This window comes from uncultured Bacteroides sp., assembly GCF_905207245.1.
Taxonomy (GTDB): Bacteria; Bacteroidota; Bacteroidia; order Bacteroidales; family Bacteroidaceae; genus Bacteroides.
This window is the reverse complement of the sequence record NZ_CAJLKP010000018.1, coordinates 60,038-74,144: the sequence shown is the minus strand read 5'-3', so window position 1 is coordinate 74,144 and position 14,107 is coordinate 60,038. Positions and strand designations below refer to the sequence as shown.

The 14,107-nt window shown below is 46.1% G+C and carries 7 protein-coding genes; all 7 read left to right on the top strand.

Annotated elements, in window-relative coordinates:
• Nucleotides 1–296 precede the first annotated feature (296 nt).
• The 7 genes from QZ135_RS07990 (at nucleotide 297) to QZ135_RS07960 (ending at nucleotide 13,945) form a co-directional block, all read left to right on the top strand.
• Nucleotides 297–1,400: a glycoside hydrolase family 88 protein gene (locus QZ135_RS07990; RefSeq protein WP_009129859.1), complete on the top strand. Its 1,104-nt coding sequence runs from the start codon at nucleotides 297–299 to the stop codon at nucleotides 1,398–1,400.
• A gap of 52 nt (nucleotides 1,401–1,452) precedes the next feature.
• Nucleotides 1,453–4,173, top strand: coding sequence for a sugar-binding domain-containing protein (locus tag QZ135_RS07985; protein WP_294607621.1), 2,721 nt, complete (start codon nucleotides 1,453–1,455; stop codon nucleotides 4,171–4,173).
• An 11-nt stretch (nucleotides 4,174–4,184) separates the two neighbouring features.
• Nucleotides 4,185–6,047, top strand: a complete 1,863-nt coding sequence (locus QZ135_RS07980) for an FAD-dependent oxidoreductase (protein WP_294607618.1) — start codon at nucleotides 4,185–4,187, stop codon at nucleotides 6,045–6,047.
• Nucleotides 6,048–6,085: 38 nt separating this feature from the next.
• The gene (locus QZ135_RS07975; RefSeq protein WP_294607616.1) at nucleotides 6,086–7,234 is read left to right on the top strand and encodes a glycoside hydrolase family 130 protein; all 1,149 of its coding nucleotides are present in this window, start codon (nucleotides 6,086–6,088) and stop codon (nucleotides 7,232–7,234) included.
• A gap of 64 nt (nucleotides 7,235–7,298) precedes the next feature.
• A complete protein-coding gene (locus tag QZ135_RS07970) occupies nucleotides 7,299–8,405 on the top strand; it encodes a glycoside hydrolase family 88 protein (RefSeq protein WP_294607613.1) in 1,107 nt (368 codons plus the stop codon).
• Between the two features lie 25 nt (nucleotides 8,406–8,430).
• Nucleotides 8,431–11,385 (top strand): glycosyl hydrolase 115 family protein, encoded by a 2,955-nt coding sequence (locus tag QZ135_RS07965; protein WP_294607609.1) that lies wholly within the window; start codon nucleotides 8,431–8,433, stop codon nucleotides 11,383–11,385.
• Between the two features lie 13 nt (nucleotides 11,386–11,398).
• Entirely contained in the window at nucleotides 11,399–13,945 is a 2,547-nt protein-coding gene (locus QZ135_RS07960) for a glycoside hydrolase family 31 protein (protein WP_294607607.1), read from the top strand.
• Nucleotides 13,946–14,107: the final 162 nt, after the last annotated feature.

Here is a 14,107-nt window from a genome sequence, read left to right as displayed (position 1 = left end):
CATAAGGCTGCGCTATACAGTAGGGGAAGAGATTCTTCGACTACGCTCAGAATGATAGATACTCAGTATATCATTTCATTCAAATCCGTTACAAAAAAGAATTAATTCCCAACATCAGCGTCATTTGAAATGAATTTGTGATTTCTTATGCGATTTTGAGATATTTCTTCTATTTATTGGGATACATATTCCCTTCTGAAAACATACTACGCGCTATCTTTGCCATCATTGATAGTGATTGTACTATGATAACAATTGTAAGTTTCTTAATGTCTAATAAATAAAGAATTAACCTTATGCGCAAAAAGTCATTATTATTGCTGTTTCTGCTTCCAATTCAATTACTGTTTGGTCAGACAAACTTGCTAAAAGATTTTCCGGAAGGATATAAACCGGAAGAAGTAGGCAAACGTTTGGCATATCATTTTGTAGATGGAAAACATATGCTTCACATAGGGAAGTGGATTAGTTATCCCGAAACTTTCACCTGGAACGGAGGGCTGAAGTTCGCAGCGCTTACCAACGATCAGGAACTTGTGAAGTTGCTGCAGAACAGATTTGAACTTCTCTTCACTACGGAAAAGGCTTTATTGCCTATCATGAATCACGTGGATGTAAATATGTTCGGTAGTTTGCCTCTGGAACTGTATAAGATAACAAAGGATCAACGCTATCTGGACTTGGGTCTTCCTTATGCCGACACCCAATGGCAGCTCCCCGCAAACGCGAAACCGAAAGAAAAAGAATGGGACCAGAAAGGTTATTCCTGGCAGACGCGTTTATGGATTGACGATATGTACATGATTACCATTGTGCAGACTCAGGCTTATAGAATTACCGGTGACCGCAAATACATAGACCGGGCTGCAAGAGAGATGGTGATGTATCTGGACGAGCTTCAACGCCCGAACGGTCTTTTCTATCATGCTCCGGATGTTCCTTTCTATTGGAGCAGAGGTAATGGTTGGATGGCTGCCGGTATGGCAGAGTTGTTGAGCAGCCTGCCCGAAGACAGTGAATATCGTCCGCGAATCATGCACGGCTATCTCACTATGATGAAAAGTTTGAAGAAATATCAGTCTTCTAATGGTCTGTGGCATCAATTATTGGATCATTCAGACTGTTGGCTCGAAACCTCAGGTTCGGCCATGTTTACTTTTGCTTTTATCAAGGGAGTGAAGAACGGTTGGCTGGATGCCAAAGAATATGCACCCGCTGCCCGCAAGGCATGGATGGGTATGGTGAAATACATAGATGAGAACAACAATGTGAAATCCGTTTGTGAAGGCACCAACAAGAAGAATGACAAGCAGTACTATTATGATCGTAAGCAAAATGTAGGCGATTATCATGGACAAGCTCCTTACCTTTGGTGTGCAGTGGCGCTTCTGGAGGAATAAAACTGTGCCACTTTAGTAATCTTGTATCGAAATTCTATTTAATACTTATAAAATGAATATAAGCTGTTGGGCCAAAGCCCTTACCTTTGTTATACTGTTGTTTTCCTATTCGACGGTAGTAACCGGACAAAGCCAGGTAAATGATGTCAGAAACTCCGGACGTATCTGGCTTGATTCAGAAATTGCCCATAACGGAGATTATCAGTGGAAAATGATAAAGGCGGGAGATGTGACGGACCCCGGAGAGAAAGTGTCTTTATTAAGTTATTCTACAGAAAACTGGATGCCTGCCATTGTGCCCGGTACGGTTCTGAATTCACTGGTGCATAACCGGAAATATCCAGAACCTTACTATGGAATCAACAACAAGATAGAATCGAAGTTGATACCGGATATCTCAGAAACCGGGCGTGACTTCTACACCTATTGGTTCCGTACTGAGTTCACTGTTCCCGAATCATTCAAGGGAAAGCATGTATGGCTGCAAGTGGACGGCATTAACTACCGTGCCGAGGTATGGGTGAATGGAAATCTGCTTAGTACCATGAAAGGTATGTTCTTGCAGGATTACATCGACGTGACCAGCTTTGTGGAGATAGGCAAGAATAATGCCTTGGCAATAAAAGTATATCCGGTGGATGTTCCCGGCAGTACCAAGCCGAAATCATGGGGTGCAGTGGGAGAGTTCCACAATGGAGGAAATGGAAACATCGGGTTAAACACCACCATGCTGATGACCGTGGGTTGGGATTTTACTTTCATGGATGGTATCCGCGATCGTAATACCGGTATCTGGAAGAACATCTCTCTTTATGCTACGGGCAAAGTGGCGTTGCGTCATCCTTTCGTAAAGTCTGAGTTGCGTAAGCCCGGCTACGATCAAGCCCGTGAATCCATTTCTGTGGAGGTTGTGAATCCGACTACTGGCTTTAACCCGATCAATTGCACGGTGAAAGGTGAGATTGTGGGTGAGAATATTACTTTCGAGAAAAAACTGAAAGTGATGCGTGGAGAAGAAAAACTATTGTCTTTCTCTCCGGACGAGTTCCCTCAGTTGGTGATTGACTCCCCCCGTTTGTGGTGGCCTGTAAACAAAGGCCCTCAGAACCTGTATGAGCTGAAAATGACCGTATCCATCGACGGAGTGGTCTGTGATTCGGTAAAAACGAAGTTTGGTATCAGGGAAATCACTTCCGATACGAACACGCCTGATAAATCACGTGTCTTCTATGTGAATGGCAAGCGTCTCTTTATCCGGGGAACGAACTGGATACCGGAGGCTATGCAGAGAACTTCGGATGAACGTACATATGCCGAACTTCGGTACAGCCGTCAATCGGGTGTCAACCTCCTGCGCATGTGGGGAGGTGGTATTGCCGAATCAGATTACTTCTTCCAATTGTGCGATGAAATGGGGTTATTGGTATGGCAGGAGTTCTGGATGACAGGTGATACACGTCATCCGCATGATAAGGGTAACTATATGGATAATGTGGTGTCTACTGTGAAACGCATCCGCAACCATCCTTCTTTGGCTTATTACGTAGCTTCCAATGAAAGTACAGAAGTTACAGGTACACCTGAACTGCTCAACAAACTGGATGGTACACGAGGTTATCAGATGCAGTCGGAATGTGCCGGAGTACACGATGGAAGTCCTTACAAGCAGGTGAACCCGATGCAACACTATGAAAATACGGCATCTCCCCGTGGAAGTCGTGTCGATGGTTTCAATCCGGAATATGGTGCTCCCACGTTGCCTACGGTGGAAATCCTTCGTGAGATGATGGATGAAAAAGACCTTTGGCCTATCAATAAGGAGGTATGGGATTATTTGGATGGAAATGGTTTCCATCTGATGACTACGATGTATACTGACTTGGTAAACCACTATGGAAAGTCATCTTCTATCGATGAATTCGCCCAAAAAGGGCAATTACTGGGTGCTATAAACTCCAAGAGTATTTGGGAAGTATGGAACTATAATAAATTGGATTACGGTGACCGCTTCTGTTCCGGACTTCTGTTCTGGTATCATAATTGCTCCATGCGTCAGGTGTCTTCCCGCATGTGGGATTGGTCTTTGGAGCCTACCGCTTCACTCTATCATACCGCCAATTCATTGGAACCGCTGCATGCGCAGTTCGATTATTTGAAGAATACCGTATCTGTGGTGAACGATTATTATCGCTCTTTCAATAATTATAAGGTGATAGCGCAGGTGTATGATATCAACAGCCGGAAAGTGTTTGAAGAATCCGCCTCTGTGAATCTGCCGGAAGATGGAGTAGCCAACGACGTCCTGACTATCCGTTTCCCCGAAAATATCTCTCAGGTTCATTTCATCAAACTGTTGCTGAAAGATGAGAAGGGCAAGGATGTTTCTTCCAACTTCTATTGGAGATCAAATGATAAGTATGAAGGCAGCAAGACGCTGACTGGGCCTGCATCTTCAGGTTTTGAAGACTTGAGCAAGTTGAAAGCAGCTAATGTGAAACTCTCTTATAAGACACGTCAGGCAGGCGGTCGTTATTTCGTAGATATCACATTGAAGAATACGTCCAATGGCATTGCTTTCTTTAATCAGTTGCAGTTCCTGAATGCAAAGATGAGCCCGATACGCCCGTCGTTCTATTCGGATAACTTCTTCTCCCTGGTTCCGGGTGAAAAGAAAACGGTCACTATAGAAACGGCAGAAGAGAAGTTGGTTGAGGGAGCTGTCCTGGTATTGAAAGGATGGAATGTAAATACTCAGAAATATAAACTTAAATAAATAAAGATAACGTGAAGAGATTCCATATTCTTACGGTTCTGTTAATGCTTAGTTGGGGTATATCCGCCCAAAGCCATTTTGATGTGGTGGTGGTAGGCGGTAATCCCGGTGGTATTATGACAGCTATTGCGGCAGCCCGGCAAGGTAAGACCTCGGTTATACTGGAACGTACCCGGCATATCGGGGGGCTTCCGGTCAATGGGCTGGGGGCAACGGATATCGCTACTCGGGAAGCAACTACCGGCCTGTTCATGGAGTTTACTACCAGAATCAAGCAATACTATGCAGATCGTTATGGAGAGAACTCCCAGCAGTTGAAGGATTGCAGTGACGGGTTTCATTTTGAACCGTATGTTGCGGCATCTGTATATCAGGATATGCTGAACGAACATAAGGATAAGATTACCGTACTCCTTATGCGGCAATTTGATGCTGAAAACCAAAATATCTCTCTCAGGAACGGACGTATTGAAAGCATCTGCATACTGAATCGTGAGAATGGAGAAAAAGAAACTTACCGGGGAGATATTTTTATAGACGCCACTTATGAGGGAGATTTGGGAGCTGCGGCCGGTGTGCCCTTCCGTGTAGGTAGGGAAAGCAAGGCCGAATTTGGAGAACCCGGAGCGGGAAGAAGCTATGAATACTGGAAAAGCCTGCCTGCCAGTGGTAGCACGGGAGAGTCGGATAATGCAGTCCAGGCCTACAACTATCGCCTCTGCCTGACTAATGACCCCGATAACCGGGTACTTTTTCCGAAACCGGCATCTTATAACAGAGACGAATACGTTTCACTGATTGAAGATGTATGGACCGGAAAGAATACCCAACGAGCCATGTTGAAAGTGACGGATGAAATGATGGAAGAAAACCGCCGTCATATCGCTGCCGGCAATCAGACTAAGCTGCCCGGAGATAGTTGGGGAATCAGAAAGCTGAGTAGCATGGTAAAGCTGCCCAATCAGAAGACGGATGGCAATAACCAGCATGCTGCGTTTATCTCCACTGATTTACCAGAAGAGAACTGGCCTTGGCCTACTTCTTCGTGGGAGTGGAGGGATAAGTTTGCCAAACGCCTGAAAGATTATACGTTAGGTTTGTTCTGGTTTGCCCAAAATGATCCCGAACTGCCGGAACATTTCCGTAAAGCAATGCTGGAATGGGGCTTGGCGAAAGATGAGTATCAGGATAATGAGTATTTTCCCCGCCAGGTATATGTGCGCGAAGGCAGACGGTTTGAAGGAGTCTACTTCTTTACTGCCAAGGACGCTTTGCCTGTTGCACCGGACAAACGTCCGCCGTTGCATGCCAACAGTGTGACGGCCAGTCATTATGCACTCGACTCGCATGCTGCCCGGAAAAGGGAAACCGGCAGGGCACATCTGGATGGATTTATCAGTTATCCTACGGCTGTTTATACAGTGCCTTTGGGCGTTATTTTGCCCCGAAATGTAGATAACCTGTTGTTGCCTGTACCGGTATCCGGTTCACATATCGGATTCTCTACTTTACGTATGGAACCGTGCTGGATGGCATTGGGACAGGCGGCGGGTATTGCTGCTTCGCTGGCAATTGATAGCAAAGTATCCGTGCAGGATGTGGATATGCCTAAGTTGCAGGAACTGCTGATTGACCAGAAAGCAACGCTGATATACTTCCGTGACCTGCGTCCGGAAGACCCTGATTTCCGTCTGGCACAGTATATGGGATTGCGGGGATATTTGCCCGGATGGGATGCAAATCTGCAAGACGCGGTCGATGAAGATACATTGCAGGAATGGAGTGCATTATGCGGGTTTAAGCTCCGGGCTGTTCCCGGGAAGACATCCAGATTGGAGGTATTAACCGATATCTATAAGCGTCTTTGCCAATAAAACGATAACTTTAACCATGTAAAAACATAGAAACTAAGATGAAGCTAAAACTCATAGTTGGTCTGGTAGGGGTGTTGTCACTGAGTAGTTTTTCTACTTTGCCCTCTTCAGGCGATGCAGATAAGAAACAGCAGAAAGACTGGGTGGTTGGTCCGTTCGTCCGTCCGGAAGGCGTCAATCCTGTGATTGTACCGCAACCCACCTCTTTCTATTGTCCGATGCGAAAGGAACAGGTAAAGTGGGAGGAAAGCGACACTTTTAATCCTGCCGCTACCGTGAAAGACGGAAAGATTGTTGTGCTTTACCGTGCCGAGGACAATTCGGCACAAGGTATTGGAAAAAGAACTTCACGTATCGGCTATGCCGAAAGTGCAGACGGAGTGACCATGAAGCGCTCAGACAGTCCGGTACTTTTCCCCGGTGGCGATGATTTTGAAAGCATAGAGTGCCCGGGTGGTTGTGAAGACCCACGGGTGGCTATGACCGAAGACGGATTATACGTCATGATTTATACGGCATGGAATCGGAAGACCCCCCGCCTTGCAGTAGCTACTTCCAAAGATTTGAAGAACTGGACCAAGCACGGTCTTGCTTTTGAAAAAGCGTATGACGGACGTTTTACCAGAATCGCTACTAAATCAGCCTCCATTCTTACTAAAGTAAAAGGCGGAAAGTTGGTTATAGACAAGGTAGATGGCAAATACTTCATGTATTGGGGAGAATATGCCGTACATGCAGCTACTTCCGACAACCTGACAGACTGGTATCCTGTGCTGGATAAGAACAATGAGTTATTGAAGATAGCCAAACCACGTAACGGCTATTTCGACAGCCAGATGACTGAGTGCGGTCCTCCCGCCATTCGTACCAAACAAGGCATTGTGCTGATGTATAATGGTAAGAATGATAAAAAGAGAGGCGATGCAAACTATCCGGCAGGCGCTTACTGTGCCGGACAGCTTTTGCTTGATTCTAAAGACCCTTATAAAGTGTTGAACCGTCTGGACAAACCTTTCTTTATGCCTGAAGCCTCTTTCGAGAAAAGCGGACAGTATAAAGACGGAACCGTGTTTATCGAAGGATTGGCCTATTACAAGAAGAAGCTATATCTTTATTACGGTTGTGCAGACTCCAAAGTGGCAGTAGCCGTTTGTGATGACACCAAGAAACTGTTGAAGGTGAAGTAATATCACCGGATATACCGGAAATCGTAAATTATCAGAATGTTTAATAGATAGAATCCAAATTGTTATGTACAAGAAAGTATTCGCATTATTATTTTTAGTATCATCCTTTCAGTTATTAATCGCTCAGACCAGTCTTCTGAAGAATTTTCCCGAAGGGTATACTCCAGATGAAATCGGCAGACGCATAGCCTACCGTTTTGTAACCGAGAAACATGCATTGCATGCCGGAAAGTGGATTGGTTATCCTGAAACCTTCTACTGGAACGGCTCTCTTAAATATGCGGCAGCAGCCAAAGATAAAGCACTCATCAAGCTCTTACAAGCCAGATTCGAGCATCTGTTTACTACAGAAAAGGCATTGTTGCCTATCAAGAACCATGTAGATTTGAATATGTTCGGCAGCTTGCCTTTGGAACTCTATTGGGTGACGAAGGACGAACGCTACAAAGAACTGGGATTGCCTTATGCCGATACTCAATGGGAAGTTCCTGCTGATGCAAAGCCTGAAGAGAAGGAATGGGCAGAGAAAGGTTATTCATGGCAAACACGCCTCTGGATTGACGATATGTACATGATTACCATTGTACAGACGCATGCTTACAAGGTGACTAATGACAGCAAATATATAGACCGTGCAGCCAAAGAGATGGTGATGTATCTGGATGAATTGCAACGTCCCAACGGTCTTTTCTATCATGCACCGGACGTGCCCTTCTACTGGGGACGTGGAAATGGATGGATGGCAGCAGGTATGGCGGAGTTGCTTCGCTATTTGCCCAAGAATCACAAAGACCGTCCCCGCATCATGGAAGGTTACCTGACTATGATGAAGAGTCTGAAGGAATATCAGAATCCGGAAGGTCTGTGGAACCAGTTGCTCGATGACCCTGATTGCTGGACTGAAACATCAGGCTCCGCCATGTTTACTTTCGCTTTTATTACGGGTGTAAAGAATGGATGGCTGAATGCTAAAGAGTATGCTCCGGCAGCCCGCAAGGCATGGATGGCTTTGGTGACTTACCTTACCGAAAAGAATCAGGTGAGAGAGATTTGCGTAGGTACCAACAAGAAAAACGACAAACAATACTATTACGACCGTCCGCGCCGTACCGGTGATTTCCATGCACAAGGACCTTATCTCTGGTGTGTGGTTGCGCTGATGGAAAAGTAACCTATAAATTATCAATAAATAAACCATGAGTATTTTTAAATCTATTTTATTGGGAGGTATGTTGCTGCTGAGTTCTTCGGTAGCGCTGGCTCAGGTTTCGCTATCACAGAATAGTAGCGGTTCCAACGTATTCAGTCTCGTAGGCAAGAAGGATAAAGCCTGCGTGTACTATGACACACAAGACTTTGAAGTTGTAAAAACAACGGCGGGACTATTTGCAAATGACGTGAAAGAAGTGAGCGGACAAATCCTGGGTGTTGCTACTACCAAGGAAGCTCCTCAGAAGAATTGTATCATTGTCGGAACTCTCGGTCACAATGAGTGGATAGACCAAATGATTGCAAAGAAGAAACTGAACGTGGAACCTTTGAAGAATCGTTGGGAAAGCTATCTGGTGCAACTCGTTCGTAATCCTCTCCCCGGAGTAGACAAGGCGCTGGTTATTGTGGGTAGCGACCGCAGAGGTGCTGCTTACGGATTATTGTCCATATCGAGAACCATCGGTGTATCTCCCTGGTATTGGTGGGCAGATGCTCCCATTGTGAAGAAAGAACAATTGAACCTGAAGGTAGACAAATATATCTCCAAGGAGCCTACTGTGAAGTACAGAGGCATTTTTATCAATGATGAAGACTGGGGTCTTTACCGTTGGTCGAAGAGAAACTTCGAGAAGGAAGTGGGCAATTTCGGTCCCCGTACTTATGCTAAGGTTTGTGAACTTCTGCTTCGTCTTCAGGCCAACTATCTATGTCCGGCCATGCACGATGCATCCATGGCGTTCCACCGCATTCCTGAAAACAGACTGGTTGCAGACCGCTTTGCCATCCTCATGGGGGCTTCTCATTGCGAACCTTTATTGTTTAATACGGCAAGCGAATGGAAGCGCGATACAATGGGCGAATGGGACTACATTAACAATAAAAAAGGCGTAGACAGCGTATTGAATGCACGCGTGAAGGAATGTGCTCCTTTTGAAAATGTATATACCCTGGCATTGCGCGGACTGCATGACCGGGCCATGAATGCAAGCAATGATATGGGCGACCGGAAAGATATGCTCCAGGAAGCACTGATGGCACAAAGACAGATGTTGATTGATGCCATCGGTAAACCGGGCGAAGAGATTCCCCAGGCATTTACTCCTTACAAAGAAGTGCTGGATGTATACGACGAGGGTCTGGAACTGCCGGATGATGTAACTATCATTTGGCCGGATGATAACTATGGCTATATGAAGCGTCTGAGCAGTCCGAAAGAGCAGAAACGTTCAGGACGTTCCGGTGTGTACTATCACTCTTCTTACCTTGGAAAGCCTCATGACCACCTTTGGATGAACACGGTTTCTCCTACATTGATGTACGAAGAACTCCGCAAAGCGTATGATGCAACAGCCGACCGCATCTGGTTGCTGAATGCCGGTGACATCAAGTCGTGTGAATTTGCTGTCGATTACTTCTTGACAATGGCTTTTGATATCGATTCTTTCAACTTCGAGAGAGCTGCCAACTATCGTACGGAATGGCTGTGCGGCATGTTGGGCGACCAATACCGCAGTGAGTATCAGGACGTGGTTGACTCTTTCTATAAGCTGGCCTTTACCCGCAAACCCGAATTTATGGGATGGGGTTACCAGTGGACCACCGATAAACATGGAAAAGAGCGGAATACCGATACTGACTTCTCACTTACCAACTACCGTGAGGTGGACAATCGCCTGAGTGAATACCGCCGTATTGGAAGTGTTGTAGAGAAGATTCTGAACAACATGTCCGACGAGAAGCAAAAAGCCTGTTTCTATCAGTCGTTGTACTATCCGGTGAAAGGATGTGAACTGTTGAACAGAATGATACTGGATGGACAGAGAAACCGTTGGTATTCTATTCAGCAAAGAGCCAGTGCCAAAGAACTGGAGAAGTCGGCAAAAGTTTGTTATGACAGTCTCGAAGTAATCACCAAAGGCTATAATTCATTGCTCGACGGTAAGTGGGATCATGTGATGACCATGAAGCAGGGATTTGCAGCCGCTTACTTTGAACTTCCGAAGTTGAGAGACATTGAACTGGCTCCTGTAGCTTCTCTGGGTGTGATGGCAGAAGGTGAGGATGTGCTGAAAGGGCTGAAAAGTTTCCACTCATTGCCTTGTTTTAATACTTATCTGCGTCAGTCATATTATGTAGATGTATTTAACAAGGGGGCCACTCCGTTGAAGTGGAAAACGGCTGTTACGAATGACTGGATATTGGTGAGTAAGAAGTCCGGAGAGACTGCTACCGAAGACCGTATAGAGGTATCCATCGACTGGTCGAAAGTTCCGGCCGGTGAGCGAATCCTCGGAACTTTGGACATCATGTCCGACCGTGGCGAAAAAGAAAGCGTTTACATCTCTGTCTTCAATCCTACTTCTCCTTCATTGGCCGAAATGGATACTTTGTATGTTGAGAACAACGGATATGTTTCAATTGATGCCGCAGGTTTCCACCGTAAGGTAGAAAATGACGCTATCAAGATGAGAGTAATTCCCAATCTGGGCTGCGAGAATACAGCCGTTCAGTTAGGCGATCCCCTGGCACCGGCACAACGCACAGCAGGGCGCAGCACACCACGTTTGGAATACGATTTCTATACTTTCGAGCAGGGCTCGGTAGATGTATATACTTATGTATTGCCTACCTTCACGATAAGCAAGGACAGGGGATATGCCGGACATGAAGCAACGAACGTAGAAACCAAATACGGCGTATGCATCGATGAAGGTCCTGTGATGACTCCGTCCACTTCTTCTTTCGAATATGCCCAGATATGGTATGAAAGCGTATTGAAGAATTGCAGAATCAACAAAACCACTCTCCATATAGACAAACCGGGCAAACATACCGTGAAAATCATCTGTGGCGATGCCGGAACTGTGGTGCAGAAAATAGTATTGGACTTCGGAGGTATGAAGCGTTCGTATATGGGACCTCAACCCACCCGAAACTAAAATCAATATTGCCATGATGAAGAAGTTAACACTTATTCTTTGTATTTTGCAAGGTGTCTTGTTGTCACTACGAGCACAGGATGAACAGAGGAATATTGCTTATGCTGACAACCATGTACGGTTTACGGTCATATCGGATGGAACGCTCCGTCTGGAGTATGCCCCGGATGGGAAGTTTGTAGACGACAAATCTTTTATTGCTGTAGACCGCTTGTATCCGCCCGTCAATTACAAAGTGAAGGCAAAAGGCGCGTGGATTGAAATAACAACTTCCAAAATGAAGATGCGTTATAAAAAAGACAGCGGACAGTTCACAGACAATAACCTGGTAATCCAAGCTGTGAAGGGAGCTTTTCCGTTCATCTGGAAGCCCGGAATGCAACAGAAAGGCAACCTGAAAGGCACCTACCGCACCCTTGACGGAATGGATGGTGACACACAGACCCAAACCTGGGTGTCTGACACCAAGAAAGGGGATAAACTGAAACTGGAAGACGGTCTGCTGGCAACCGATGGCTGGTCGCTCATTGACGACTCCCGGGGACTGTTGTTTGACAATGATCCGGACTGGGACTGGGCTAAGGAACGCTCCGCCAATGAAGGCCAGGACTGGTACTTCATGGCCTACGGGCACGACTATAAACAAGCCCTGAAAGACTATACCTTGTTTGCAGGCAAGATGCCGTTACCTCCCCGCTATGCCTTCGGCTATTGGTGGTCGCGCTATTGGCTGTACTCCGATAAAGAGTTCCGTAATCTGATTGATAATTTCTATACTTATCAGATACCTCTGGATGTGCTGGTAGTGGATATGGACTGGCATTATACCGAGAAAGGCAAGGGGGGCTGGACCGGCTGGACCTGGAACCGAGATTTATTCCCCAATCCCCAGGGCTTCCTGAAATACCTGAAACAGAACAATGTGAAAGTGACACTCAACCTGCATCCGGCAGACGGAGTGGCTGCTTATGAAGAAAAATACCCGGAAATGGCTAAAGACATGGGAGTGGACCCTGCTACAAAGCAGACAATCCCTTGGGTAAATTCAGATAAGAAGTTCATGAAGAATATGTTCAAGAACATCCTGTCTCCGATGGAGAAAGACGGAGTGGACTTCTGGTGGCTGGACTGGCAGCAGGGAATGTTCGACCCGAAGATGAAGAACCTGAGCAATACCTGGTGGATCAACTACGCATTCTTTAGTGATATGGAACAACGCCGGGATACGCGCCCGATGCTCTACCACCGTTGGGGAGGATTGGGAAATCATCGTTATCAGGTGGGTTTCTCGGGTGATGCAGTGATTTCATGGAAGTCGCTGGACTTCCAACCTTACTTCAACTCTACCGCCTCCAATGTGTTGTACGGCTATTGGAGTCATGACTTGGGCGGACACATCGGTAGCCAGATAGACCCCGAAATGTACACCCGCTGGCTGCAATTCGGAGCACTGAGCCCGATAATGCGTACCCACTCGCAGAAGGGAGCCAAACTGAATAAGGAACCCTGGGTGTTCAGCAAGGAATATTGCGACATCATCCGTGAGACGATTCGTCAACGCTACGTGATGGCTCCTTATATCTACACCATGGCCCGCAAGGGATATGATGACGGGCTGTCACTCTGCCGCCCTATGTATTATGACTATCCGGAGAATAAGGAAGCTTATGAATTCACCAATGAGTATATGTTTGGAGATGATGTGATGGTGGCGCCGGTTACGGCTCCGGCAAAGGATGGTTATGCACAGGTGCGTGTATGGCTGCCGGAGGGGGAATGGTACGAGTGGCATACGGGCGCTTTGTTGCAAGGCAACCGCGTTGTGGAGCGCTCTTTTGCCATTGATGAATATCCCATCTATATAAAGGCGGGCGCCATACTGCCTCTCTATCAGGAGAACGTGATGAACCTGAACGGTAACGACGAAGAAATAGCGGTGACGGTATTTCCCGGTGGAAACGGTACATCGGCATTCAGCCTGTATGAAGATAACGGAAATGATAAGAGCTATGCATCCGAGTATGCGGTGACTAAGCTGACTACTACCCGTAGTGGCAATGAGCAGACTGTTGTCATAGGCAAGCGCGAAGGCAGTTATAAAGAGATGCCTCTTGCCCGTGCATTCAAGGTGAAAGTGCTTTCGTCGCTAATTCCCCTGTCCGTCACGGTGAATGGGAGCCCGGCAGAATACACGTATTCGGCCGAAGACTTTGCCTTGCTGGTAGATTTGCCGGAATTGCCTTGCAATCAGGAAAAAGTGATTAAGATAGTCTATCCCGCCGAAAAGGTGGATATGAACGGGCTTTTGGGAGTATCCCGAAGAATTGCGAAATCTATGGAACAACTGAAGTACCGTAATTCATATATTGTCTTTAAAGAAGAGTTTGGCAAGATGGGAAGTCTGAATGAGGCTGTGATGTATGCTCCGTCAGAAATGCCCGCTTTAATCGACGGTTTCTGGAAAAGCTATCATGAATTGCCTTCGGTATTGGAATGCCAGGGGCTGAAGAACGAACAGGCAACGTGGTTCTTGCAATCCATTTGCTGGGGCGGGAAGTGAGTCCGGATTCCCCGGAAAGGGAGTTGGAAAATGATATTTCAGAAGTTTGTGTGTTGAAATCTGGTGAAATTAATTACTGTTTTTGAAGATTTTTATAACAATCTGTATATCAGAGGAATAGTCTCTTTTGAAATAGGGGGATAATTGAATAGGAATCAGTCG